This window comes from Acidisoma silvae, assembly GCF_020618775.1.
Lineage (GTDB): Bacteria > Pseudomonadota > Alphaproteobacteria > Acetobacterales > Acetobacteraceae > Acidisoma > Acidisoma silvae.
Genome location: NZ_JAESVB010000002.1, coordinates 399,175 through 424,597 on the forward strand (window position 1 = coordinate 399,175; position 25,423 = coordinate 424,597).

The window sequence follows — 25,423 nt, forward strand, 5'->3', positions numbered from 1 at the left end:
CATGACTACAATGCGGACCCACGGCGAAGAGGTGTGAATGATGGCAACGAAGCCTACGACAACGGCTGAGACACCCGCGCCGGACTCCGACACCGAAACGACTCTCGATACCCAGTCGGGCGCCGTAAAGCGCCTTATCTCCAAGGGTAAAGAGCGCGGATACATCACCTTCGACGAGCTGAATGCCGTCCTTCCGCCGGAGCAGAACAGCTCCGAGCAGATCGAGGACGTGATGTCCATGCTCAGCGAGATGGGCATCCAGGTCATCGAGGGCGAGGAGAGCGAGGAAGGCGAGGCCGTCGCCGCCAAGCCGGTCGACGCCGAGGACGAGGAAGCCTCCGAGCAGAGCGGCAATATCAATGCCGAGAGCGCCGGTCGTACCGACGATCCGGTGCGTATGTACCTGCGCGAAATGGGCAGCGTCGAGCTGCTGTCGCGCGAGGGCGAAATTGCCATCGCCAAGCGTATCGAAGCCGGCCGTGACATGATGATCGGGGGTCTGTGCGAAAGCCCGCTGACCTTCCGCGCCATCGTCGCCTGGCATGAGGCGCTGAAGGACGGCAAGATTCTGCTGCGCGACGTCATCGATCTCGAAGCAACCCAGGGCATGGGCAATCCGCCGGCCGAGGGCGAGACCGAAGGCGAGACCGACGACGCGGAACCCGCGCCGCCGCCGGCTTTCGAGGCGGCCGAGGAAAGCGACGATGAAGAGGGCGAAGGCAGCAGCCTGTCCCTCTCCGCGCTTGAGGAAAAGCTGAAGCCGGAGACGCTGGCGACCTTCGACGAGATCGAGAACCTCTACAAAAAGCTGCAAAAGGTTCAGCACAAGCGGCTGGAATCGATCACCAGCGGCGAGGAAGTAAACCTTCGCTCGGAAAAGAGCTACGCCAAGCAGCGCGAAGAGCTGGTTGCGAAGGTGCGGCAGGTGCGTCTGCACAACAATCGCATCGAGGAGCTGGTGCTGCAGTTCAAGCAGCTCAATCAGCGCCTGACCGCACTCGAAGGCCAGCTTCTGCGCCTGGCCGAATCCTGCAAAGTGCCGCGCGACGACTTTCTGAAAGAATATCGCGGCAACGAACTCGACCCCAACTGGCTGGAGCGTATCGGCACGCTGAAGGGCAAGGGCTGGCAGCTTTTCGTCCTGAAGCATACCGAAGGCGTTGTGGATCTGCGCGCTCAGATCGGTGGCATCGCCAATGACGCGAGCCTGCCGATCGAGGAATTCCGCCGCGTCTATATGACCGTCAGCCGTGGCGAGCGCGACAGCGCACGCGCCAAGAAGGAAATGATCGAGGCGAACCTGCGCCTCGTCATTTCCATCGCCAAAAAATACACCAATCGCGGCCTCCAATTCCTGGATCTGATTCAGGAAGGCAATATCGGCCTGATGAAGGCGGTCGATAAGTTCGAATATCGTCGCGGCTACAAGTTCAGCACCTATGCGACCTGGTGGATCCGTCAGGCAATCACGCGCTCGATCGCCGATCAGGCCCGTACCATCCGCATTCCGGTGCATATGATCGAGACGATCAACAAGCTTGTCCGCACCTCGCGCCAGATGCTGCACGAGATCGGCCGCGAACCGGCGCCCGAGGAACTGGCCGAGAAGCTGGGCATGCCGCTTGAAAAAGTGCGCAAGGTTCTGAAGATCGCCAAGGAACCGATCAGCCTCGAAACCCCGATCGGTGACGAGGAAGACAGCCATCTCGGTGATTTCATCGAGGACAAGAACGCGGTCATTCCGCTGGATGCCGCGATCCAGGCCAATCTGCGCGAAGCGACGACGCGGGTTCTGTCGAGCCTCACCCCGCGTGAGGAACGCGTGCTGCGCATGCGTTTTGGTATCGGCATGAATACCGATCACACGCTGGAGGAAGTCGGCCAGCAGTTCAACGTGACGCGCGAGCGTATCCGGCAGATCGAGGCGAAGGCGCTGCGCAAGTTGAAGCATCCCAGCCGCAGCCGTAAGCTCCGCAGCTTCCTGGACGATTGATGGTACTGGGCGGGATGTTGGGCAAGGTGCGTGGAAGCGGACCACGGGAAAGCGATGCCGTGACGCGGGTTGGCGTCACGGTCACCTTTCTCCGCATGACGGAACGCCCGACATCGCCCGTACCTCAGCTGCCGCCCAATGCGACGGTGCGGCAGTGGCGGGCGCCGAGCAACGACGCCTATCGCGATCTGCAGATGAAGGTGGGCCATCCCTATCTATGGTGGCTGCGCCGCGTCATGCCGGAGGCGGAACTGGCCGCGATCCTGCGCAATCCGCAGCTTGCCATCAATGTTCTCTATATCGATGACAATCCCGCCGGTTTCTACGAGCTGGATGCCGGGCATTGGCCCTTCATCAATCTCAATTATTTCGGCCTGATGCCGCATGCCGTCGGGCGCGGGCTGGGCAGCGCCTTCCTGCGCCATGCGGTGGAGAATGCCTGGTCCGGCCCCATTCGCGGCATGACGGTCAATACCTGCACGGCCGACCATCCCCGCGCCCTGCCGGCCTATGAGCGTGCCGGCTTCAGCCGCACCCGCGCCATCAAGGAAATCTGGTCGATCCCGGATCGCCTCGGCTTTACCATTCCCGATCACCTAAAGGTCTGATCTCGCCCATGGCTATCACGTGGTTCGTTCCGGGTAATTATCCGCCGACGACCGGTGCCATCGTCTATGACGGCAAGATCGCGGCGGAACTTTCGGCGCGGGGCCAGACGATCAGTTTCGTGCCGATTGCCGGCCGGCACACCTGGCCGGATGACGCGGCCCGGCACAGTGCCGCGCATTGCCTGAAGGCCGCGCAGACCACCGGTGGACAGCTCGTCATCGACGGGTTTTGCCTCTACGCCTTCGCCGATCTGGGCGCCGAGCTGAAGGCCGCCGGCGCCATCGGCATGATCCATCACCCGATGTCCTTCGAGCCTGATCTGACCGCCGCGCAGCACGCCTTCTATGCCGCGACGGAGGCAAGCCTGCTGCCTCTGCTCACCCGCATCGCGGTGCCGAGCGACGCAGTCGCCGCACAGCTTGCGACCCTGCCGGCGGTGTCGGCGGACAAGGTGACCGTCATCACGCCGGGCCTGCCGGATGCGCCGCGTAGCCGGGGCACTGAAGGTGCCGGCTGCCATCTGCTGGCCGTCGCCAGCCCGATCCCCCGCAAAGGCTATGAGACCGTTCTGAGAGCCTTGCAACCGCTACAGGATCTCGACTGGCGGCTGACCATTTGCGGCGACCGCACCATCGACCCCGCCCATAGCGCGACCTTGCAGGCCCTGGCCGAAGAACCGGGTCTTGCCGGCCGCATCACCTTCACCGGCCCCTGCGCGCCCGCCGATTTCGAGTCGCTTTGGGCCGGCGCTGATATCTTCGTCTCCGGCAGCAGCTATGAGGGCTATGGCATGGCGGTCGCGGAAGCGGTGCGGCGCGGCCTGCCGCTGGCCGTCACGAAAGGTGCGGCGACGCCCGACGTTATTCCGGCCGGCGGCAGCGTCGTGGTGGACGTCGGCGACGCTATGCAATTGTCGAAAGGCCTACGCCGGCTGATCTTCGATCGCGCCGTGCGGCAAAGTCTGAGCGACGCCGCTTGGGCCGCGGGCCGCCGATTGCCCAGCTGGGCCGATCAGGCAGGACGTTTCGCGACCTTACTGGATCGCTGACCTGGCGCCTGGCGCCTGTCGACGCGCCGCATAGGGTGACTGCACAATCTCAATTGCCCTAAATAAAAAAGGCCGGCCGATGATCATCGGCCGGCCTTTTTTCGTCTTGGAAGGACCGATTACTCTTCGGTATCGGCTTCCGGCGTCGCGGTCTCGACGGGCGATTCCACCGGGCTTTCCACGGCGGCCGCCGGCGTCACTTCCTTCGGCTTGCGCGGACGGCGGATCTTCTTCTCGACAACCGGCGGCAGCACCGGCGTTTCGACGACCGGCGTCACAGCGGCTGCCGGACGGCGACCACGGGTAGCCTTCACAACCGGTGCCTTGACCTTGCGGGTCGTCGCCGGCTTGCGCACGACGGGCTTGCGCGCGGTCGTCGCGGTCTTGCGGGCGGTGGCCGGGGTGCGCGTGGCAGCGGCGGCCTTGCGCGTCGTCGTCGCGACCTTGCGGGTCGTCGCGGCCGGCTTGCGCGCGACAGGCGTCTTGCGCGCGGTCGTCGCGGTCTTGCGGGCCGGCGTTGCCTTCGCAGCCGGAGCGCGCTTCGCGGCAACGGCAGAGGACTTGCGCGCCGTCGTCTTCGTCACCGCCGTCTTGGCGGTCTTCGTCGCGGCCGGCTTGCGCGCGGTCGTGGTCTTCGTCGCGCGGACCGGCGTCTTCACGGTCTTCACGGCTTTCACCGTCTTTGCCGGCTTCACCGTCTTTGCCGTCTTCACGGCCTTCACCGGCTTCGCGACCTTGGTGGCGCGGACAGGCGTCTTCACCGCACGGGTCGTCTTGGCGGCGGCCTTCGTCGCACGAACCGGCGCCTTCACGGTCTTCACCGTCTTAGCCGCAACCGTCTTCTTCGCGGCAGCGCGGACCGGCGTCTTCACCGTCTTGGCGGCGGCCTTCGTCGCACGAACCGGAGCCTTCACCGTCTTCGTCGTCTTGGCCGCAGCCTTCGTTGCGCGGACAGGCGCCTTCACGGTCTTGGCAGCGGTCTTCGTGATCTTCGCCGCAACGGGCTTGGCGGCCGCGGTCTTACGGGCCGTCGTGGTGCGGGCGGCAACAGCGCGCTTCACGGGCGCGCGGCGGGCCGGCGCACGAACGGCAAGAGCCTGGCTGCGCGGGGCAGAACCCGTTTCGCCCTGTTTATCGTTACTCAATGTCATTCTCCTTCTGTCTCAGATTGGCTTGATTTCAGTCGGATGGAGAAAGTTCCATCCGCCACTCGTTTCTTCAAAAATGGCGCGCACTGCTTTGGCACTGGGCAAGGCTCGCTTTCACGTTTCATCGCGGCGAAGATGTCAGGCTCGGATAAATGAACCCGAGTGATGACTGACGAAGCCCACCGCGCGACATGGCATCATGCCGATGCGTTACCACCTGATAGCTTAGTCCCCCTCAACCTGCCGACCAGCACGCCCCATTTGCGACTCGCGTTTCAGTACGGCTTTTTCGCTATCTCAAGTCTTGAATCAAACTGTCAAGAAAAAGACGATAAAACTATCAGCGAATTTACAATTTATTTCGTAACGGCAGTGGCTGATCTGAAGGACAGCCCAAGCAGGACGGGTCAACCAAGCAGGATCGGATCCGGATTTCCTCTGACACCATCATCAACCTTCTCTCTTCTTCCCGTGCCGGGCGCACTGAAAGTCAAGCGGCGGCCGGTTCTGCCGCACCGCGCCACCGCAGGGCTGCCATTCCCTGTCCATGCGGGTCTGAAAATGCCCGGCCGACACGCAAGTGATCGGGACGAAAGCCCCGCAACCGATTCGGATGCGGCATTTCGTGTTCTTGGATGCTATGAAACACGCAGGGCCTTGCCCGATGACCGCAGCAGATTTCACCAACTGAACCATTCGCATCACAGTGTTCGCGCCATGACCGATCCTGTCTTCGACACGCTCCGGATTTTGCATGCGACCAGACACCAAAGCGCGTGCGCGGCAGGCATTGAGTCAGTTGCATGACTGTTTCTTTAGTCCCCTCCCCGCGTCTGTCGCTTATCCGTCTTGAAGATGGCATGGCGCGCCATCTGCCGGCGCTGATCGAAGCCGATCGCGCACAGGCGATCATCGACCTGGAAACGGCCAATTATTTCGCACCGCTCGATGCAGGACCCGGGCCTTTCGTATTAGCACTCTCGCTGCGCGACGGTCGGCTGCTGTTCGACATTCGTGACGAGGACGGCAATCCTGTCGCCCTGATCGGTCTTGCACTTGGCCCGTTCCGCCGCCTTATCAAGGACTATGGGCTCATGCTCGACAGTTATGCGGCCGCCATTCAGGACGGCCGGGAGGTTCGCATTCAGGCCATCGATATGGGACGGCGCGGGCTGCATAATGAAGGGGCCGCCCTGGTCGCCGCGCGGCTTGCCAGCAAGGTCACGATTGACCATGACACCGCGCGACGTCTTTTCACGCTCGTCACAGTCCTGCATCACCGCGTTACCGGACCATCAGCGCAAAGTCACACACCATGAAGATTGACGGCATCTCCTATCGCAGCATCTGGCTGGATGACGACGGCTGGGCCGTACGCATCATCGACCAGACCAAACTTCCCTGGTCGCTCGACATCCTGCGCATCGCGACGGTGGACGAGATGGCCGTCGCCATCAGCACCATGCAGGTGCGCGGCGCGCCGCTGATCGGCGCTTCCGCCGCCTACGGCCTGTGCCTCGCGCTGCGCGTCGATGCCTCGACCGACGCGATGGAACGTGATGCCGCCATGCTCGCCGCCACGCGGCCGACGGCGGTCAATCTGAAATGGGCCATCGACCGCATGCTGGAACGGCTGCGCAATACCCGCGTGGAAGAGCGTGTCGCCACCGCCTACGCGGAAGCGGCCGCGATTGCGGATGAGGATGTGGCGCAGAACGAAGCCATCGGCCGGCATGGTCTGGAACTGATCCGCGCGGCGCAGAAGCCGGGACAGCGCGTCAATATCCTGACGCATTGCAATGCCGGCTGGATCGCGACAGTCGACTGGGGCACCGCGCTCGCGCCGATCTACATGGCCTTCAATGAAGGGATCGACGTGCATGTCTGGGTGGATGAAACCCGCCCGCGCAATCAGGGCGCGTCGCTCACCGCCTGGGAACTGGGCAGCCACGGCGTGCCGCATACGGTGATCGCCGACAATGCCGGCGGCCATCTCATGCAGCATGGCGATGTCGATCTTGTCATCGTCGGCACCGACCGCGTCACGCGCGGCGGCGATGTCGCGAACAAGATCGGCACCTATCTCAAGGCGCTGGCGGCTCATGACAACGGCATCCCCTTCTGGGTGGCGCTGCCGTCGACCACCATCGACTGGACCATCACGGATGGCGTCAGGGAAATTCCGATCGAGGAGCGGTCCGCCGCCGAGGTCACGCGGATGACGGGTCAAACCGCTGACGGCAGCCTCGCCACCATCCAGGTGACGCCGCCCGGCAGCGGCGCCGCCAACCCGGCTTTCGATGTCACGCCGGCACGCCTTGTCACCGGCATGATCACCGAACGCGGGCGCTGCGCGGCCAGCCCCGAAGGGCTGCTGTCGCTTTTCCCCGAACGCGCCTGAGGCTCGGCGCGCAGGCATGAGGAAAGCGGCTCTTGGTCTGACCCTCGCGGCCGTCGCTCTGACAGCCTGCGCGCATAAGCAGACGACAACCACCTTGAAGGGCGGCTGGGTCTCGCCGCCCTCCTTGGCGACCTGCACGGCACAGTCGGATGACGGGCAGGAACCGCCCTTCATCCGCAATTGCTTCGGCAATTTCGACCGTGCCTCGGCCGTCGCCATCGCCTTTGCCGAATGGCGGGCCTGGGGCCAGGTCGTCTATGACGCTGATCCGAAGGATGAAGGCCCGGTCGACCCCGATACCAAGGCAGAGCGCCAGCCGGGTTTCTGGCAGCGCGTCGGGCTCTATTGGTGGCTCGGCATGAACGAGAGCAATCCGACCGCAGGCTGGACGGGCGAGCATGATGCGTCCGGCGTCATGTTCTCGCCCGACGTCGACGGCAGTTTCGCCTGGTCCGCCGCTTTCATCTCCTTCGTCATGCGCATGGCCGGCGCAGGCCCCGCCTTTCCCTATTCCGAATCACACAGCGTCTATATCAACGCGGCGGTGGCGGAGACGCAGAGCCATCTCGGGCAATATGCGATCCAGGCGGAAGCGCCCGATGCCTATGCGCCGGTGGTGGGTGATCTTATCTGCTTCGGGCGCGAGGGCGCGGCCGATCTGACCTACGCGCAATTGCCGGCCGGCCGCTATACCAGCCATTGCGGCCTCGTCGTCGCGAAAGCGCCCGACCAGATCAGCATCATCGGCGGCAATGTCGAAGATGCCGTGGCCCTCACCCATGTTCCGGTCACCGACCAGGGATTGCTGGCCGGGCCGGACGGCACCGTGCTCGACACGCGCTATCCCTGGATGGTCGTCATTCGCGTCGCCTATAATCAATAGGCGAAGCAGCGGCGTTTCGTGTCTGTCGGGCTTTCATCGAAGTAGCGTCATTCCCGCGACGCGGGAATCTACTGCGCGGGCGCCCAAGCAAGAAGATCCCGGGTCAAGCCCGGGATGACGCATTCACTCGATGAAGGTCTGCCAAAATCAGATCGGCTTGCCTTCGCTGCTGGCCCAGCGCGCCATCAGCGCGTTGCTGGGCAGGGACTTGTCGGCAACCTTGGCCGCCGTCTCGGCACCCGCGACCGGCAGTCCTGCGGGATCAAGCAGGCCCACCTGCACCAGAACAGTCGCCTGATCCCAGTAGATATGCTCATGCACCAGCTTGTCGCCCTGGAACTGCACGATGGCGACCGCCGGAATATCGATCTGCCGGCCCGTGGGCGCAACACCCGGCAGAAGCCAGTCGATCTCCGTCGTATGGGTAAAATGCATGATGAATTCATCGACAATGCGATCCTCGCCCACCGTCCGGCTGATCGAGGTCAGACGGAAGTCGGGCGGATTGCCGCTGATGAAGTGATATTTGTAGAAACGCTTGAGCTGATCATGACCGACGCCGCCGGTCATGGTCGGGATGTGATTGACATAGGGTTGGGCGACCATCGTCGCCATGGTCGCATCGACGTCGCGCGTCGCGAATTCGTGCCGGCAATGCTCTTCCCATAGGGCGACAAGATCGGGCTTTGTCATGGTCGTCCTCCCGCCTGCGATAATTAGCGCTGCTGCCAGGGCAGGCCCTGGGCCTTCCAGCCGCCGACCTTGCCGCGATGCCCTTCGGGGTCCAGCGGCCCTTCGAACCCATCGGCGATGTTATAAACCTGGGTGAAGCCCGCCGCTGCTGCCGCCTGGGCTGCCGCCAGGCTGCGCGCGCCGCTGCGGCACAGGAAGTAGATCGGCGTCTCAGGCGTCAGCCCAGCCTCGCGCAGATGGTCCAGGAAGCCGCCATTGCGCTGCATGGTGGGATAGACCTGCCAGGGGATCAGCACCGGCTCACGCCCCAGGCTGTGCAGATCGGGAATGCCGACGAAATTCCACTCGGCATCGGTCCGCACGTCGCAAACCTGAGCCTTGGGGTCGGCCACCAGGGCGTCCCAAACCTTGCCGGGTTCGATATCTTCGATCATGTGTGTCCTCGGACGGTTAAACAGGCTTCAGAAGGCCGCTTGTGCCGGCAGTTGGCAAGGGTCGGAGATCAGCGCATGACGGCAGGCATTGCAGACGGGCTTATCGGCGCGATCGGGAACACACCTTTGATCAAGCTGAAACGCGCCTCCGCGGCGACGGGCTGCACTATTCTGGGCAAGGCCGAATTCATGAATCCGGGCGGTTCGGTCAAGGATCGCGCCGGACTCGCCATCATCACCGATGCCGAGGAGCGCGGCCTGCTTGCGCCGGGCGGCACCATCGTCGAAGGCACGGCCGGCAATACCGGCATCGGCATCACGCTGGTCGCCAATGCGCGCGGCTACCGCTCCGTCATCGTCATGCCGGAGACGCAAAGCCAGGAGAAGATCGACTTCCTGCGCATGATCGGCGCCGATCTGCGCCTTGTGCCGGCCGCACCCTTTCGTGATCCCGGCAATTACGTCCATGTCTCCCGCCGTCTCGCGGAGGAGTTGGGCGCCGTCTACGCCAATCAGTTCGACAATCTTGCCAACCGTGCCGGCCATGCCGCGACGACGGGGGCTGAGATCTGGGAGCAGACCGGCGGCCGCATCGACGCCTTCACCTGCGCCTGCGGCACCGGCGGCACGCTGGCCGGCGTCTCGGACGCCTTGAAGGCGCGGAACCCAGGCATCCGCATCGTGCTCGCGGACCCCGAAGGAAGCGGCCTCTATGGCTGGGTAAAGTCGAATGACCTTTCAATCGCCGGCAGTTCGGTCACGGAAGGCATCGGCCAGTCCCGCGTGCCGGGCAATCTGGACAACGCCGCCATCGATGACGCGCTTCGCATCCCTGACGCAGAAGCGCTAGAACAGGTCTTCGACCTTTTGCAGCATGAGGGCCTGTCCATCGGCGGCTCGGCCGGCATCAATGTCGCCGCCGCCATCCGCGTGGCACGCGACCTTGGGCCGGGGCACACCATCGTCACTATTTTGTGCGACGGCGGCAGCCGCTATCAATCCAAACTCTTCAACCCCACCTTCCTCAAGAGCAAGGGCCTGCCGACGCCACCCTGGCTGGGCAATTGATCTGGCGCCGCAACTGCTGACAGCCGGATAAACGGAATGCCCGATTCCACGCCCTTGAACGAAGCGAAGCCCACAGCCGGACCCATGGAAACCGCCACGCGCAAAGCGCGTGGCGAATTAGGGCGCGCACTCGGCATCGCGGTCAGTGACCCGCATCTGCACGACCCGAAGCCGCGCGAAATGCCTTTGCCGCGCAACTGGAATACCGTGTTCCTCGGCATCCTGACCATCATCGCCGTGCTCAGCTGTCTTTACGTCGCGCGGGATATCATTCTGCCGGTCGTGCTCGCGATGGTGCTGAAGCTTCTGTTCCAGCCGCTGGTCAAGCTGCTGGAACGCATCCGCATTCCCAAAGCGGTTGGCGCCCTAGTCTGCATCATTCTGCTGCTGGGGGTCTTCGTCGGTCTCGGCGCGCTGCTGTCCAGCCCGGCCTCGCGCTGGGCCGCGCAACTGCCGCAGGCCTGGCCGATGCTGCAACAACGTTTCGCGGTTTTGCAGCCGACCGTGCATAGACTGGATCATCTCCTGTCGGGCATGGGCATCCATTTCGGCAGCGCGGACTCTATCCTTTCGCACCCTGTCGGCATGGTGACAGCGGTCTTCAGCGGTACCGGAACCGTCGCCTCCAACCTGCTCGAAACGCTTCTGGTACTTTTCTACCTTCTTGTCTTCGGCGAAACATTTTTGCGCCGTCTGGTCGAAGTTCTGCCGCGCTTCGATGACAAACGCGAAGCGGTTGAGATCTCCATGCATATGGAGCGCGACCTCTCCGCCTATCTGCTGACGATCACCATCATCAACGCGGTGGTCGGCTGCGCCACCGGGCTGGTCATGTGGATCTGCGGTGTGCCGGGACCGGTGCTGTGGGGCGTTGTCGCCTTCTGCCTGAACTTTGTGCCAATCCTCGGTCCCTTCGTCGGCATTCTTGTTTTTCTTGCCGTCGGCATCGTGACCTCGGGTTTCGCCTGGATCGCGGTTTTGCCGGCCTGTCTCTATTTCAGCATCCATGTCGCGGAAGGCGAGATCATCACGCCGATGCTGCTGGCCAGCCGTTTCACCATCAATCCTGTCGCGGTGATGCTGTCGCTCATCTTCTGGTATTGGATGTGGGGCGTGGCCGGCGCCATTCTGGCGGTGCCGATGCTCGCCATTTTGAAGATCATCTGCGACCGGCTGCGCCCCTTCCGCGCCTTCGGCCATCTGCTCGAAGGCTAGGACAGGCATGACGACCGAGACGAAATTCGACGCCATCATCATCGGCGCCGGCGCCGCCGGGCTGATGGCCGCCATGACGGCGGGCCAGCGCGGCCGCCGCGTGCTGCTGCTGGACCATAATGCCGAGCCCGGCGCCAAGATCCTTATCTCCGGCGGCGGGCGCTGCAACTTCACCAACCGGGAGGCTCCGGCCAACCGCTTTCTGTCCGGCAATCCGCATTTCGCGAAATCGGCGCTCAGCCGCTACAAGCCGGCAGACTTCATCGCGCTGGTCGATCGCGCCGGCATCGCCTGGCATGAAAAGACGCTCGGGCAGCTTTTCTGCGACGGGTCTGCGCAGCAGATCGTCGCCATGCTGATGAAGGGCTGCCGGGACGCCGGCGTCATCTTCCGCTTCGACACGCCCATCGCGTCCGTCAGTCGCCAGAGTATGTTTCACGTGAAGACAGAGGGCCGCGAGGAGTTCAGGGCGCCGGCCCTCATCATCGCGACCGGCGGATTATCCATTCCCAAACTGGGCGCCACCGGCTTCGCCTATCGCATCGCCGAGCAATTCGACCTGCCCATGATCAAACCCGAGCCGGCGCTGGTGCCTTTGACCTTTGACCAGCCCGATCTGCCGCTGATGCGCGGCCTGTCCGGCACGCCCTGCGAGGTGGTGGCCACGGCGGGCAAGACGCGCTTCCGCGAGGCGATGATCTTCACCCATCGCGGCCTCTCCGGCCCCGCGATCCTGCAAATCTCAAGCTATCTGAAGGCCGGCGACAGTTTCACGGTCGATCTTCTGCCGGGGGCGAATGCGCGCGAGGCGCTGCTGGCGACCAAGCGTACCCGGCCTCGGGTCGCATTGCGCACGGCGCTCGCCGAGCATCTGCCGCAGCGCCTGGCCCATGCGCTCGCACCGGAAGACGATCAGGCCCCGCCGATCGGCGAGACGAGTGACAAGGTGATCGGGGCTCTGGCCGAGCGCGTGCAGAACTGGCGGCTGACGCCGGAAGGTACGGAAGGTTTTGCGAAGGCGGAAGTGACGCGCGGCGGCATCGACACCCGCGCTCTCTCCTCTCAGACCATGGCGTCCAATGACGTACCGGGTCTGCATTTCATCGGCGAGTCCGTGGACGTCACCGGTTGGCTGGGCGGCTATAATTTTCAATGGGCCTGGGCCAGCGGTTTTGCCGCCGGCCAGGCAGTATAGACGGTTCCGCCGTGGCGCTGCCCCGGCGGAATGCAGCCTTACTTCGAGAAAGAGCCTTCGAAGATGAAGTCGGTGATCGGCTTGCGCGGGCTCGGCGTTTCGCGCTTGGCCAGACCTTCCGGCAGGATCGACTTGTCGCCCTGACGACCGATGGCGACCGCCGCTTCGACGCGGACGCCTTCCGGGAAGCCGAGTTCGGCAAAGGCGCGCGGAATGTCGAAGCCGACCATGGCATGGGTGTGCCAGCCGAGCTTGGAGCCCTGCAACGCAAAGGCACCCCAGGCGGCACCGGCATCGAAGGAATGGCTATGCGACGGAATGGCCTTTTCGGCGCCCGGCGGCAGCATGGTGGTGTGGGACGCGATGACGACGATGGCACCGGCGCGCTTGGCCCAAGACTGGTTGAACTCGTTCAGCAGCCCGAGCAGCTTGTCCCAATGCGCGGAGCCGCGCAGGGCATAGACGAAGACCCAGGGCTGGGAATTGTAGGAAGACGGCGCCCAGCGGGCCGCTTCGAACATCGAGAACAGGTCGGCTTCGGAAATGGTTTCCTCGGTGAAAGCGCGGGGGGACCAGCGCTCGAGGAAGATCGGCTCGATCTCGTGATCGGCTTCGCGGAAATTAGCGGATTTCGTCATGACAGGTCCTTTTAAGCGAACTGAGCTCAGTGCTTCGGCGGCGCATTACGCAGGGCTTCGGCCTCCGCGTAAAACTTCTTCTCCCACTCATTATGATTATCCGCCCCTTCCTTGATGAAGGGCGTGAAGATTGCGATGCGCAGCAAGGCGGCGTTGATCAGGTTCGCCGGAAAGCGCAGCGGCTTGTTGAAGTCGACGAAGAGAACCACGCGGGTTTCGTCGGAATGGTTCCAGGCTTCGTGCTCGAAGGCGTCGTCGAAGATAAGCGCCTTTCCTTCCTGCCAATTGCAGACCTGTTGATCGACGCGGATGGCGATCTTGTCAGGGTGGTTCGGCACGATGAGGCCCAGATGGAAGCGCAGCACGCCGTTATAGGGGCCGCGATGGGCGGGCAGATGCTTGCCGGGCTCGAAGATAGAGAACATGGCCGTCTGCAGACCGGGGATTTTCTGCACGATGCGCCAGGTCTCGGGGCATTGCTGCGTGTTCTTCTCCGAGGTCAGGCCGTAACCGGTGAGGAAGAAGGTCTTCCAGCCGGCATCGGTGCTGATGGTGGAGACATCGGTCGAGATATCGTGGAAGCTCGGCAGATCGGCCTTGCGCAGCAGAAGCTTGTCCAGCTCGGCGCGGATCAGATGCCATTCCTTTTCAACCTCGACGGCCCAGGGAAAGGTCGCCTTGTCATAGACGGGCGGATTGCCGAGCTTGGCGCAGCTGAGATTGAGCTTTTCGACCCAGGACACGACTCGCATGACAATCCGGGTGGTCAGGCTGGGGCGGCCCATGGGTTTGATGCCGGCCGTCCCGAAATTCTGCTGGGCTTCATGATCTGTCCCGGCCGCAGCCTGGGGCGTGGTTGCTGTATTCATCGCTGATCTCCGCAGGCAAGGCAGTCAGTCTCATTCGCAGTCTCTGTGATACGACAGTGACAATGCGTTGGCGAGGCTTTGCCCTATTAGACGCCTATGCATCCGTGACGGCCATTGCGGCAGATCATAGGCCGTCAATTAAAAAGGGCCGGCTCGATCCCTGATCGGGATCGGCCGGCCCTTGTCAGACCGTCACAGCTTTACCCGATTACGAGCAGCCGCTGGTGGACCCGCAGGTGACGCATTTCAGGCAGGTGCCGTTCCGCACCATGGTGAAATTGCCGCATTCGGGGCAGCTGTCGCCCTCATAGCCCTTCACCTTGGCTTCCCGCATCTTGGCGGCGCGGTCATCACCCGGCGTCACCGCTTCCGCCATCATCGCCGGACGCAGGCTGGTGGTGGCGGCAATGCCGGACACCGCCGCCGAGGCCGCGGGCGGCACGCCCATGGTGCCGCGCACGAAGCCCTTGCTGACGCCGCGCTGGATATCGGCCAGCATCGAGCGCGCCTGCTCGGCCGTCGCATCGCCGCTGCGCGGCAAATTGCCTTCCGACGCGCCGTTGCCGATGGTGTCCGGCATCAGATCGGCCGGGTCGACATGGGCCAGATCATTGCGCGCGATGTAGGAAATCGCCAGTTCACGGAAGATATAGTCGATGATCGAGGTCGCCATGCGGATGGCCTCGTTGCCCTGCACCATGCCCGCCGGTTCGAAGCGGGTGAAGGTGAAGGCCTCGACGAATTCTTCCAGCGGCACGCCGTATTGCAGGCCGATCGAAATCGCGATGGCGAAGTTGTTCATCAGCGAGCGGAAGGCGGAACCTTCCTTGTGCATGTCGATGAAGACCTCGGCGAGTGAGCCGTCCTCGTATTCGCCGGTGCGAAGATAGACCTTGTGACCGCCGACGGTCGCCTTCTGCGTATAGCCCTTGCGGCGATCCGGCAGGCGCCGGCGCTCAGCGCGTTGGATCACACGCTCCACGATACGCTCCGCCATGGCGACGGCCTGCACGGTCGGCGGCGCGGCGATCAGTTCTTCCGCCTCATCCTCGCTCTCGATCAGCTGCGAGGATAGCGGCTGGCTGAGCTTGGAACCATCGCGATACAGCGCATTGGCCTTCAGGCCCAGGCGCCAGGACAGCATATAGGCCTGCGCGCAATCCTCGACCGAAGCCGAATTCGGCATGTTGATGGTCTTGGAAATGGCGCCCGAGATGAAGGGCTGAGAGGCCGCCATCATGCGGATATGGCTCTCGGCGGAGAGGAAGCGCACGCCGATGCGGCCGCAGGGATTGGCGCAGTCAAAGACCGGCAGATGCGCGGGGTTGAGTTCCGGCGCGCCTTCCAGCGTCATCGCACCGCAGACATAGGTATTCGCCGCTTCGATCTGCGCGCGGGTAAAGCCGAGCGCGGACAGAAGATCGAAACCGGGTGCCTCGATCTGGGCCGAGGTGAAGCCGAGCTTGCCGGTCAGCATCTCCTCGCCCAGCGTCCATTTATTGAAGACGAACTTGATGTCGAAAGCGCTGAGCAGCGAGGACTCGACTTTCGCCAGATCGTCCTGGCCGAAGCCGAAGGCCGTCAGGCTCTCGGCATTGATGGCCGGCGCGCCGGCCAGCGTCGCATGACCCACGGCATAGCGGATGATGCGGTCGGTCTGCGCCGCGTCATAACCGAGCGTCTTCAAGGCATCGGGGACAACGCGGTTGATGATCTTGAAATAGCCGCCACCGGCCAGCTTCTTGAACTTCACCAGCGCGAAGTCCGGCTCGATACCCGTGGTGTCGCAATCCATGACCAGACCGATAGTGCCGGTCGGCGCCACGACGGAAACCTGCGCGTTGCGGTAGCCATTCTTTTCGCCGAGTGCCAAAGCCTCGTGCCAGACATCGGCGACCGCGCCGGCCAGACCGTTGTCCGGGCAATCTTCGCGCATGAAAGGCACGGGCAGAACGGTGAGACCTTCGTAGCCCTTGGTCTCGCCCATCGCCGCACGGCGATGGTTGCGGATGACGCGCAGCATGCTCTCGGCGTTCGGCGCATGTTCCGGGAAGGGGCCAAGCTCACCCGCCATTTCGGCGGAGGTGCGATAGGCGACGCCCGTCATCACCGCGCTGACGGCGGCGGAGATGGCGCGGCCTTCGTCGCTGTCATAGGGAATGCCTTCGGCCATCAGCAGGCCGCCCAGATTGGCGTAGCCGAGACCGAGCGTACGATAGTCATAGGACAGGCGGGCGATTTCCTTGGACGGGAACTGCGCCATAAGCACGGAGATTTCGAGCACGACGGTCCAGATGCGGACGCAATGCGTATAGAGCGCGGTGTCGAAGCTGCCATCTTCCCGGCGGAAGGTCAGCAGGTTGAGGGACGCCAGATTGCAGGCGGTGTCGTCCAGGAACATGTATTCCGAGCAGGGATTGGACGCGTTGATGCGTCCACCGGCCGGGCAGGTATGCCATTCGTTAATCGTCGTATCGAATTGCAGGCCCGGATCGGCAGAGGCCCAGGCGGCATAGCCGATCTTGTCCCAAAGCGCGCGGGCGCGCAGCGTCTTGTGAACCTTGCCGTCGATGCGGCGCATCAGGTTCCATTCGCCGTCATCCAGCACGCGCTGCAGGAAGTCGTTGGTGAGACGGACGGAGTTGTTGGAGTTCTGGCCGGCAACCGTCAGATAGGCTTCGCTGTCCCAATCGGTGTCATAGGTGCGGAAGTCGAAGCTCTCGGCGCCGTTCTTGGCGGCGTCGATGGCGCGGCGGATGTAGTTTTCCGGGATGGCGCAATCCTTGGCCTTTCGCACGGCAGCCTTCAGCGCGCTATTCTTCGTGACGTCATAGGCCGCGTCGCCGAGATCAGGCGCCGCTTCGCGGGCGGCGCGCACGACGCCATCCAGCTGGCGCTTCGTCATCTTGGAGCCGGAGACGAGGGCCGCGACCTTCTGCTCTTCGATCACCTTCCAGTCGATGAAGGCCTCGATATCGGGGTGGTCGACATCGACCGTCACCATCTTGGCGGCGCGGCGCGTGGTGCCGCCGGACTTGATGGCGCCAGCCGCGCGGTCACCGATCTTGAGGAAGCTCATGAGGCCCGAGGAACGGCCGCCGCCCGACAGGCGCTCGCCGTCGCCACGCAGGCGGGAGAAGTTGGAGCCGGTGCCGGAACCGTATTTGAACAGGCGCGCCTCGCGGACCCACAGGTCCATGATGCCACCCTCGTTCACCAGATCGTCGGCGACGGACTGGATGAAACAGGCATGCGGCTGCGGATGCTCATAGGCGCTTTTCGATTCGACGACCTGGCCGCTGGCGGGGTCGACATAGAAATGGCCCTGGGCCGGACCGTCGATGCCATAAGCCCAGTGCAGGCCGGTATTGAACCATTGCGGGGAATTCGGCGCGGCCATCTGGCGGGCCAGCATGTAGCAAAGCTCGTCGCGGAAGGCGCGGGCGTCTTCCTCGGAATCGAAATAGCCGCCCTTCCAACCCCAATAGGTCCAGGTGCCGGCCAGGCGGTCGAAGACCTGCTGAGCCTGCTTTTCCCCGACCAGACGCTCGCCTTCGGGCAGCTTCGCCAGCGCATCGGTATCCGGCACATGGCGGCGCAGCCAGGCGGGAACGCCGGGTTCGTCGACCGGCTTCACCGCCGCCGGGATGCCCGCCTTGCGGAAATACTTCTGCGCCAGAACGTCGCAGGCGACCTGCGACCAGGCCTTGGGCACCTCGATATCGGCGAGGCGGAAAATCACCGAACCATCGGGATTGCGGATTTCACTCGTCGCGCGAACAAACTCGATATCGCCGTATCGACCATCCAATCCGGCCGTCAGTTCGCGTTCGAAGCGCATGCGATGATCCTCTGTCAGAGAGTCTGGTCTATTGGGGGATTGGCCTGAAGCGCGGCCGCGTCGTTAACCAAATCTAGTGGTTAACACCCCGGGAGAGCAACCACATCTTGTGCTTGACAGGGAAGCCAAGGCTGCGTGGCGAGTGCCGGCACCCCCGAATCTCAAGGAAATGCTACGTCAAACCGTCTTGGATTTGGTGAAAAAAACTTCATCGATAAAAATCGTGAAGTGGGTCACCACACGCGAATCGCGCGAAATTCTTTTCGTTTAAGAATCAGGTGTTGCAGCTTGATCTTCAGAGGGAAAAGGGGCTCTTGCTAGCGCCGAGCCCCTGCCTAGCTGCCTATTTACGCTCGATCAGCTCGATCTTGTAGCCGTCCGGATCCTCGATGAAGGCGATCACGGTGGTGCCGAACTTCACCGGGCCGGGCTCGCGACTGATCTTGACACCGGCGGCCCGCAGACCGTCGCAGGTCGCATAGATATCCGGCACGCCGAGCGCCAGATGGCCGAAGGCGGTGCCGAGATCATAAGTCTCGACGCCATAGTTATAGGTCAGTTCCAGCACCGTGTGCGTGCTCTCATCGCCATAGCCCAGAAAGGCCAGGGTATATTTACCGTCCGGGACGTCGTTCCGGCGCAATTCCTTCATGCCGAGATGCGTCGTGTAGAAGCCGATGCTGCGGTCCAGGTCGCCGACCCGCAGCATGGTGTGGAGATAGGAAAACGTGCCGCTCATGATTTCTGGTCCTTCAGACTGAGATCGGAACTGCAGCCAAGGCCGGCCGCAACACGGCGGCAGAGTGCGCCCTGCCGCCGGCATTTCCAAGCTGGCCACCGTGACAGTAAAATATCAGTTTCGTCCTGTGGTCGTACGCGCGCCAAGCGCCTCCGGCCCCAGGCCGATCACGAAAAAGCCTGCCGCATCGGCGGCCGCGACCATGCTTTCGCGCTCGACGATCAGCGTGCCGCCCGCCTCGAAAGCGATGCCGCGCAGGCCGGCCGCGATCGCGCCGCGTACTGTCTGCTCACCGATGGTCGGCAGATCGGCCCGCCGCTCTTGCCCAGGCTTCACCAGTTTCACGAGAATACCGCCCGGCCCCGGCCAGGCCAGGCCGCCGCAGCGGCCGAGCATGGCATCGGTTCCCTCGACCGCTTCCACCGCGAGCACAATTCCCGCCTGCACCACACAGCCTTGGCCGACATCCGCCACGCCCAGCGCCCGGCAAACGGCGATACCGCGCTGGATATCGGATTTCGCCTGATCGTCCGGCACCGTGCGGGTCATCAGCCCGGCGCGGCCGACCAGCCCGCCCAGAATTTCATGCGCGCCACGGACGCGAAACCCCTCTTCGCCCAGCACGCGGATGACGGCCTTCAGCAGCCCGTCATCGCCCATGAAGGCGGCCTTGCCGATGCGGGCGAGGAGTTTCAGGCCTTCCCCGTCCGGCCGCAGGTCGCGGAAGGACGGCCGCTTGACCGGCCCGACCAGGACAAGGTCACGACAGTTCTGTTCTTTAAGAAGGGACAGGATGCGGACGGCACCGCCGAAACGCAGAAAGGCATGGGGAAAAGGCGCCAGCCGATCCGGCTCGGCATGGCCCTCAAGGCCGATGATGAAAACCCGCTGCCCGGCCGCCTCGGCGGCCCGGGCCACCTGCGCCGGCAGCGGTCCGCTTCCGGCTATGATGCCAAGGGCCGGTTCCATGACGAATGATCAGGCCGCGTCTTCGGTCTCGACCGTGCGGGTGTCGCGGCGAATCAGGCCGCGCTTACTCGGCGCATCGATGAAGGCGAGAATTTCAGCGATCAAGGGATCAGCGCCGTAGCGTTGATGGGCTTCGGCCAGGCGGGTCGCGAAGACGCCCTCCTGCTGGAACAGAAGCCGGAAGGCCGCGCGCAGTCGGCGGATATCTGCCGATTCCTGGCCACGGCGGCGCAGACCTACGATATTCAGCCCGGCCAGCCGGGCGCGATTGCCCATGACCAGGCCGAAAGGAATGACATCGGCCTCGACGCCGGAAACGCCGCCGACCATGGCGCCGTGACCGATACGCACAAATTGGTGGATGGCCGCACTGCCGCCGATGACCGCGCCGGCACCGATGCTGACATGGCCGCCCATGACGACGTTATTCGCGATGATGACGCCGTCGCCCAGCACGCAGTCATGCGCGACATGGACCACCGCCATCAGCAGGCATTTCTCACCGACCTTGGTGATGCCGGTGCCGGTCGCGGTGCCGCGATGGATGGTGCAATGCTCGCGGATCTGCGTGCCGGCGCCGATTTCGCAGCGCGTCGGCTCGCCCTTGTATTTCAGATCCTGCGGCGGCAAGCCGGCGCTGGCGTAAGGGAACAGAACCGCGCCCGCGCCGATCCGCGTATGACCGTCGACCACAACATGGGAGACAAGGCGGACCCCATCTTCCAGCACCACATTCGGGCCGATATGGCAGAAGGGGCCGATTTCGACGCCCTGGCCGAGAACCGCACCATCCTCGACGATGGCCGAGGGATGAACGGCACTCACGAGGCGTCGCGATCGCGAATCATGGCGGAGAAATTCGCCTCCGCGACCGAGACGCCGTCTACCCGCACCACACCGCGGAATTTCCAGACGTTGCCGCGATTGCGCTCTTTGCTCACATGGACATGCAATTGATCGCCCGGCACGACCGGGCGGCGGAACTTGGCGCTTTCGATCGACATGAAATAGACGAGCTTGCCGCGGGACTCCGGGCCTAGCGTCTCGACCACCAGCACACCCGCGGTCTGCGCCATGCTTTCGATGATCAGCACGCCCGGCATCACCGGATGGCCGGGAAAATGTCCCTGGAAGAAGCCCTCATTGATCGTGACATTCTTGATCCCGACAGCCGAGACGTTCTTCTCGATGTCGATAACCTTGTCGATCAGGAGAAACGGGTATCGATGCGGAATATCAAGCATGATCTCCGCGAGATTCACGTTATGCCGCTCGACGGTTGCGGGCATCACCTCGCGACCTTGATCAGTCTCTGCATCCATCAATTCAGGCCCGCATTCGCGCTAATTTTTCGCTGCTTCCTCGCGCCGCATCATCCGGCGCAAGAAGGCAACCTGTCTAAAAAACTCTTTCACGGGCTCAGCCGGACTGCCAACAACCGATGCCCGGGGTGCAACATCCGCCATGACGCCAGCCTGCGCCCCGACTCTTGCCCCCTGACCGATATGAAGATGGCCCGCAACCCCCGCCTGGCCGGCGAGCGTTACGTAATCGCCCAAAGTCGTGGAGCCGGATATACCAGCCTGCGCCACGATAACACAGCATCGACCAAGGCGCACGTTATGGGCGATCTGCACCGCATTGTCGAGACGCGACCCTGCGCCGATCACGGTATCCTGGGCAGACCCCCGGTCGATCATGGAATTGGCGCCGATCTCGACGTCATCTTCGATAATGACGCGGCCAAGCTGCGGCACCGTGGTGAAACCCCGCGCCGTCGGCATCGGGTCGAAGCCAAAACCCTCCTGCCCGATACGCACGCCGGGAAAAATGAACACCCGGTCACCGATCAGACTATGGCTGATCGAGGCGTGAGAGCCGATACGCGTGTCGCTGCCGACGATGACGCCATCGGCGATGGAAACCAGAGGACCGATCCGGCAGCGCGGCCCGATTTCGACCCGGGCGCCGATCACGCAATAGGGGCCGATCTCGGCCTCGGGCGCAATCTGCGCCGTCGGGTCCACGACCGCAGTCGGGTGAATGCCGGGCGTCACCAGTTCCAGCGGATGGAACAGCCGCGCGACCTGCGCCCAGACTGTGGTCGGGCGCGCCGAGGCGATTGCCAGGACGCCGGCCGGAACCTGCGCGACCAAGGCCGGTTCCAGGATCACCGCCCCTGCCCGCGTCTCGCTGAGCACGTCGAGATATTTTCGATTGGTCAGGAAGCTGATCTCGTCAGCTCCTGCCGTCTGCAAAGGTGCGACGCCCGCGAAAACACGGTCCATCGGCAGCCCCGCCAACTCCAAGCCGACCGTCTCAGCGATGGCCGAAAGTGGAAAAGGACCCGCGCGCAGAAAAAAGCGCGAGTCCCCAGCTACGGATTGAACCAAACCGTCGATCCTTACTGACCCATCGGGCCGCCCTGACCCTGCTCAGCCTGCTGTTGGGCCTGCATGGAGGCCGCCGTCACCTTCGCGAAAGCCGCGTCCGGCGGAACCGTCACAGACGGCAGCACCTGGTTCAGCTGCTTGATGACTTCGGCCGTAATGTCGAACTCATTCATATTGAGCGCAACCTGCGCCCGGTGCAGCACCAGATTCATGCCGCGGCTGGTGGACACCTGGCGGATAACGGCGATCAGCGTGCGCTCGATCTGGCCGAGAGACACCTGGGCAGCGGCCTGGATGCGGGCTTCACTGTTGCGGAAGGCAAGCTGCGAATTGCCGATGCGCTGCTGCAGCGCCAGTTCACGCTTGCGCAGATCATCCTGGCTGTAATGCGCATTGGGATCGGCCAGTGCCGCCTGCACGCGGCGCCACATGTCCTGTTCCTTCTGCACTTCGGCGGTCAGTGCCGCGCGGCGGCGCTCGATTTCCTTCTGCACGGCCTGGGCCGCGGTGGAAGCCTGCAGCACGTCCGGCACGCCGATGACACCGATGATCGGCGCCGGCGGCGGGCTTTCCTTCATCAGCGTCGGCAAGGTCGGGATCGGCGCACTGGCCTGAGCCTGGGCCGCAGCCTCGGCCTGCGGGTCAGCGGCCGGCGCAACCGGAATGGCCGGCCCCATGTCGGGCATCGCTGCCGAACGGTGCGCGGTATGCGCGGGTGCGGCGGCACCATGCTTGGCGCTGCCACCGCCGCCGCCCTGGCTGGGAACGAACCAGCCCTGCGACGTCTGGGCATAGACTGCGCCAGGGGTGAGGATCAGCACCGCCGCCACGGCGACAATAGAACGAGAAAGGTATCGCAAAGGATCTACAACCTTACCGAAGCGGGATGAAAGCTAGAAGTTCGTGCCGAAGCCGAAGCGGAAAACCTGAGTCTGATCGTATTTGTACTTCACGATCGGATCGGCAAGATCGATGTTGATCAGGCCGAAAGGCGTATTCCAGGAGAAGCCGATACCGACCGACACGCGGGGCGACTTGTTCTGATAGACGCCACCGTAAGAATCGGTTGTACCATAGAGCGTGCCGATATCGGTGAACACGCGGCCCGAAAGCCCGATATCCTTGGAAATCGGCAGCGGGAAATGCACTTCCGCCGTCCCGGTCATCATGGTGTCACCACCAAGACTATCGCCCGTCGCCGTATCATGCGGACCGGCGCCACCTTCCTGGAAGCCGCGCATATTGTCGCCGCCAAGGAAGAAGTTATCGATGATGTAGTAGTTGCCGTTGCCGTAGCGATACAGCTTGCCGGCGCCGGCACGCAGAGCCAGCGTCCAGGAACTGTTGCCCGTGAAATAGTCGAGCGGGATATAGTAGCCCGCGTCCAGCTTTACGCGCACATAGTCCGAGCTTCCGCCCAAACCGGCAAAGTCGGTGCCGAGCCGGATGATATAGCCGGTATGCGGGTCAAGCGTGCTGTTGCGATGATCCCAGGTAATCGACTGGCCGACCTGAGACAGAAGGGACCAGCCGGCCTCGTTCTTGACGTAGATACTGGCGTCCGATTCGACGTTGTAAACGTCACGATCGACCAGCGAGTAGTTCCAGGTCTGCGACAGGAAGTTGTTGAACGCGTAGCCCGTGCGCGCCGTGAAGCCCAGCCGCTGTTCCTCGTATTGCGAGATATCGAGGTTGTTGTTCGTGGTGTCGAAGACCTCGCCGCCGACCATCAGGTTCCGGTCGAGGAAATAGGGGTCAGTCACTGACAGATCGATCTGACTGGCGCGCTGCGCCAGCACACCGGTGATGCCGGCATCGATACCCGTGCCGATGAGGTTCTTTTCGTTCAGGCCGAGATCGACCAGCGCACCGTCATCGGTTGAGTAACCACCGCCGATGGTGAAGGAGCCGGTCGCCTGTTCCTGAACGGCGGTCGTCAGCACGATCTTGTCGGGCGCGGAACCCGGCTGCGTGCTCATGTCCACGCTCTTGAAATACTGCAGCTCATTCAGCCGCTCGCGAGAGTCCTTGATCTTCTGCGCGTTGAAGGCGTCGCCTTCCGCGATCTGGAACTCGCGGCGAATGACCTTGTCTTCCGTGCGGCTGTTGCCGGTGATGTCTATCCGCTCAAGGAAGACGCGCGGGCCTTCGTCGATCTCGAAGGTGAGGTCAACGACATGCTGGCCGGTCGCGGTCACGCGCTTGGTTTCGATCGGCTTGACCTGAACGAAGGCGAAGCCGCGGCCCTGCACGTCAGTTGTGATGGCCTGGACGCTCTGGGTGATAGCGTCGCCGTTATACCAGTCGCCGGAGCCCAGCTGCAGGTCGCCCTTGGTCGTGGCACCGTCCAGATGCGGCAGATGCGAGACGATATTGACCTTGCCGATGCGATAGCGCGGCCCTTCGTTCAGCACGAAGGTGATGTAGAAAGACGAGCGATCGGGCGCCAGTTCGGCTTCCGTATTCAGCAGCTGGTAATCCGGATAGCCACTGCGATGGTAGAAGCGGCTGAGCAGATCCTGATCCAGGCCGACGCGGCCAGGATCATAGGAATCGCTGGTGGACAGGAAGCGCCACCAGGCACTTTCGCGGCTGCTGACGACGTCGCGCAGCGCGCCTTCGCTGAAGTGCTTGTTGCCGACGAAAGCGATGCGGCTGATGAAGGTCGCCTTACCGTCATGAATCTTATAGACGAGGTTGACGCGGTTTTCCGGCAGCAGAATGATCTGCGGCACCACCGTCGTCGAATAATAGCCCTTATGGGCATAGGCATCGAGAATCGCCTGGCGGTCCTGTTCAGCGGCCTGCGGCGTATAGACCGAATTTCCACGCAGAGAGACGATGCCGACCAGGTCCTTGTTGACCAGCTGGTGGTTGCCCTCGAAAGCGACCTGGGCAATCAGCGGATTTTCGCTGACGGCCACGACCAGATTATTCCCCACGCGGGTGATGGAGACGTTCTTGAAGAGGCCCGTCGCGTAGAGCGTCTTCAGGCTCTGGTCGATCGCCTTGGCGTCGAAGGGCTCGCCCGGGGTCAGCAGCATATAGGACTCGATGGTCCCGGCCTCGATGCGGTGATTACCCTGCACCTCGATGGCCGCAATCGTATTGCCCGACTGCACGGGAACGGCAGTCGGCCGCGCGTGTTTCGTGTGAGGGCGCAAAGTTTGCGAATGGGCTGCACCGGGGACAAACGCGGGCAGAAGGCAGGCTGTTGCGAGCAGCGCAGCACGAGTGCGAAGCAAAGAACGCGTCTCCCTCAGTTCCGGCTTAAGCCGGTAGCAGAA

Annotated in this window: 23 protein-coding genes; 10 read left to right on the plus strand and 13 right to left on the minus strand. The window is 63.3% G+C overall.

The window, feature by feature from the left end; genetic code table 11:
- Positions 1–40 precede the first annotated feature (40 nt).
- From rpoD to ASILVAE211_RS06440, 3 genes are read left to right on the plus strand one after another with little or no spacing between them, the layout of a single operon-like run.
- Positions 41–1,993, plus strand: coding sequence for an RNA polymerase sigma factor RpoD (rpoD, locus tag ASILVAE211_RS06430; protein WP_227320758.1), 1,953 nt, complete (start codon positions 41–43; stop codon positions 1,991–1,993).
- Between the two features lie 26 nt (positions 1,994–2,019).
- A complete protein-coding gene (locus ASILVAE211_RS06435; protein ID WP_227320471.1) occupies positions 2,020–2,601 on the plus strand; it encodes a GNAT family N-acetyltransferase in 582 nt (193 codons plus the stop codon).
- Positions 2,602–2,609: 8 nt separating this feature from the next.
- Positions 2,610–3,650, plus strand: a complete 1,041-nt coding sequence (locus ASILVAE211_RS06440; RefSeq protein ID WP_227320472.1) for a glycosyltransferase family 4 protein — start codon at positions 2,610–2,612, stop codon at positions 3,648–3,650.
- A 119-nt stretch (positions 3,651–3,769) separates the two neighbouring features.
- Here the strand turns inward: ASILVAE211_RS06440 and ASILVAE211_RS06445 are convergent, their stop codons facing one another.
- The gene (locus ASILVAE211_RS06445) at positions 3,770–4,795 is read right to left on the minus strand and encodes a hypothetical protein (RefSeq protein ID WP_227320473.1); all 1,026 of its coding nucleotides are present in this window, start codon (positions 4,793–4,795) and stop codon (positions 3,770–3,772) included.
- 168 nt (positions 4,796–4,963) lie between these two features.
- Between ASILVAE211_RS06445 and ASILVAE211_RS06450 the strand changes: the two genes are divergently transcribed.
- Genes ASILVAE211_RS06450 through ASILVAE211_RS06465 form a run of 4 tightly spaced genes read left to right on the plus strand, consistent with a single transcriptional unit; the run spans position 4,964 to position 8,082 of the window.
- Entirely contained in the window at positions 4,964–5,605 is a 642-nt protein-coding gene (locus tag ASILVAE211_RS06450) for a hypothetical protein (RefSeq protein WP_227320474.1), read from the plus strand.
- A complete protein-coding gene (locus tag ASILVAE211_RS06455) occupies positions 5,602–6,117 on the plus strand; it encodes a UPF0262 family protein (protein WP_264478721.1) in 516 nt (171 codons plus the stop codon). Before ASILVAE211_RS06450 ends, ASILVAE211_RS06455 begins: the two co-directional genes overlap by 4 nt.
- Positions 6,114–7,199 (plus strand): S-methyl-5-thioribose-1-phosphate isomerase, encoded by a 1,086-nt coding sequence (mtnA, locus tag ASILVAE211_RS06460; protein ID WP_227320475.1) that lies wholly within the window; start codon positions 6,114–6,116, stop codon positions 7,197–7,199. The genes ASILVAE211_RS06455 and mtnA overlap by 4 nt, the downstream gene beginning before the upstream one ends.
- A 16-nt stretch (positions 7,200–7,215) precedes the next feature.
- Complete coding sequence (locus tag ASILVAE211_RS06465) at positions 7,216–8,082, plus strand: DUF2272 domain-containing protein (RefSeq protein WP_227320476.1); 867 nt, start codon at positions 7,216–7,218, stop codon at positions 8,080–8,082.
- A gap of 147 nt (positions 8,083–8,229) precedes the next feature.
- Here the strand turns inward: ASILVAE211_RS06465 and ASILVAE211_RS06470 are convergent, their stop codons facing one another.
- Positions 8,230–8,775, minus strand: coding sequence for an ester cyclase (locus ASILVAE211_RS06470; RefSeq protein WP_227320477.1), 546 nt, complete (start codon positions 8,773–8,775; stop codon positions 8,230–8,232).
- A 23-nt stretch (positions 8,776–8,798) separates the two neighbouring features.
- Positions 8,799–9,209 (minus strand): rhodanese-like domain-containing protein, encoded by a 411-nt coding sequence (locus ASILVAE211_RS06475; RefSeq protein ID WP_227320478.1) that lies wholly within the window; start codon positions 9,207–9,209, stop codon positions 8,799–8,801.
- 75 nt (positions 9,210–9,284) lie between these two features.
- On the opposite strand from ASILVAE211_RS06475, the gene ASILVAE211_RS06480 reads away from it, so the two are divergent.
- Genes ASILVAE211_RS06480 through ASILVAE211_RS06490 form a run of 3 tightly spaced genes read left to right on the plus strand, consistent with a single transcriptional unit; the run spans position 9,285 to position 12,687 of the window.
- A complete protein-coding gene (locus ASILVAE211_RS06480) occupies positions 9,285–10,277 on the plus strand; it encodes a cysteine synthase A (RefSeq protein ID WP_227320479.1) in 993 nt (330 codons plus the stop codon).
- A 36-nt stretch (positions 10,278–10,313) separates the two neighbouring features.
- Positions 10,314–11,492, plus strand: coding sequence for an AI-2E family transporter (locus ASILVAE211_RS06485; protein WP_227320480.1), 1,179 nt, complete (start codon positions 10,314–10,316; stop codon positions 11,490–11,492).
- A gap of 7 nt (positions 11,493–11,499) precedes the next feature.
- Complete coding sequence (locus tag ASILVAE211_RS06490; protein ID WP_227320481.1) at positions 11,500–12,687, plus strand: BaiN/RdsA family NAD(P)/FAD-dependent oxidoreductase; 1,188 nt, start codon at positions 11,500–11,502, stop codon at positions 12,685–12,687.
- 38 nt (positions 12,688–12,725) lie between these two features.
- Here ASILVAE211_RS06490 and ASILVAE211_RS06495 read toward each other — a convergent pair whose 3' ends face one another.
- From ASILVAE211_RS06495 to bamA, 10 genes are all read right to left on the minus strand, one after another.
- On the minus strand, positions 12,726–13,325 hold the full coding sequence (locus ASILVAE211_RS06495; RefSeq protein ID WP_227320482.1) for a nitroreductase family protein: 600 nt from the start codon (positions 13,323–13,325) through the stop codon (positions 12,726–12,728).
- Between the two features lie 26 nt (positions 13,326–13,351).
- The gene (locus ASILVAE211_RS06500; RefSeq protein ID WP_227320483.1) at positions 13,352–14,194 is read right to left on the minus strand and encodes an ornithine lipid ester-linked acyl 2-hydroxylase OlsC; all 843 of its coding nucleotides are present in this window, start codon (positions 14,192–14,194) and stop codon (positions 13,352–13,354) included.
- Positions 14,195–14,402: 208 nt separating this feature from the next.
- Positions 14,403–18,035 (minus strand): vitamin B12-dependent ribonucleotide reductase, encoded by a 3,633-nt coding sequence (locus ASILVAE211_RS06505; protein ID WP_227320484.1) that lies wholly within the window; start codon positions 18,033–18,035, stop codon positions 14,403–14,405.
- Positions 18,036–18,378: 343 nt separating this feature from the next.
- Complete coding sequence (gene gloA / locus ASILVAE211_RS06510; protein ID WP_227320485.1) at positions 18,379–18,774, minus strand: lactoylglutathione lyase; 396 nt, start codon at positions 18,772–18,774, stop codon at positions 18,379–18,381.
- Between the two features lie 114 nt (positions 18,775–18,888).
- Positions 18,889–19,743 carry an LpxI family protein gene (locus ASILVAE211_RS06515; RefSeq protein WP_227320486.1) on the minus strand — a complete coding sequence of 285 codons (855 nt, stop codon included), beginning with the start codon at positions 19,741–19,743 and terminating at the stop codon, positions 18,889–18,891.
- A gap of 9 nt (positions 19,744–19,752) precedes the next feature.
- Positions 19,753–20,568 carry an acyl-ACP--UDP-N-acetylglucosamine O-acyltransferase gene (gene lpxA, locus ASILVAE211_RS06520; RefSeq protein ID WP_227320487.1) on the minus strand — a complete coding sequence of 272 codons (816 nt, stop codon included), beginning with the start codon at positions 20,566–20,568 and terminating at the stop codon, positions 19,753–19,755.
- A complete protein-coding gene (gene fabZ, locus ASILVAE211_RS06525) occupies positions 20,565–21,032 on the minus strand; it encodes a 3-hydroxyacyl-ACP dehydratase FabZ (protein WP_227320759.1) in 468 nt (155 codons plus the stop codon). Before fabZ ends, lpxA begins: the two co-directional genes overlap by 4 nt.
- Before the next feature lie 54 nt (positions 21,033–21,086).
- Entirely contained in the window at positions 21,087–22,145 is a 1,059-nt protein-coding gene (lpxD, locus tag ASILVAE211_RS06530; protein WP_406566030.1) for a UDP-3-O-(3-hydroxymyristoyl)glucosamine N-acyltransferase, read from the minus strand.
- Positions 22,146–22,147: 2 nt separating this feature from the next.
- Positions 22,148–22,996 carry an OmpH family outer membrane protein gene (locus tag ASILVAE211_RS06535; RefSeq protein WP_227320489.1) on the minus strand — a complete coding sequence of 283 codons (849 nt, stop codon included), beginning with the start codon at positions 22,994–22,996 and terminating at the stop codon, positions 22,148–22,150.
- A gap of 33 nt (positions 22,997–23,029) precedes the next feature.
- A complete protein-coding gene (bamA, locus tag ASILVAE211_RS06540) occupies positions 23,030–25,381 on the minus strand; it encodes an outer membrane protein assembly factor BamA (RefSeq protein WP_227320490.1) in 2,352 nt (783 codons plus the stop codon).
- Positions 25,382–25,423: the final 42 nt, after the last annotated feature.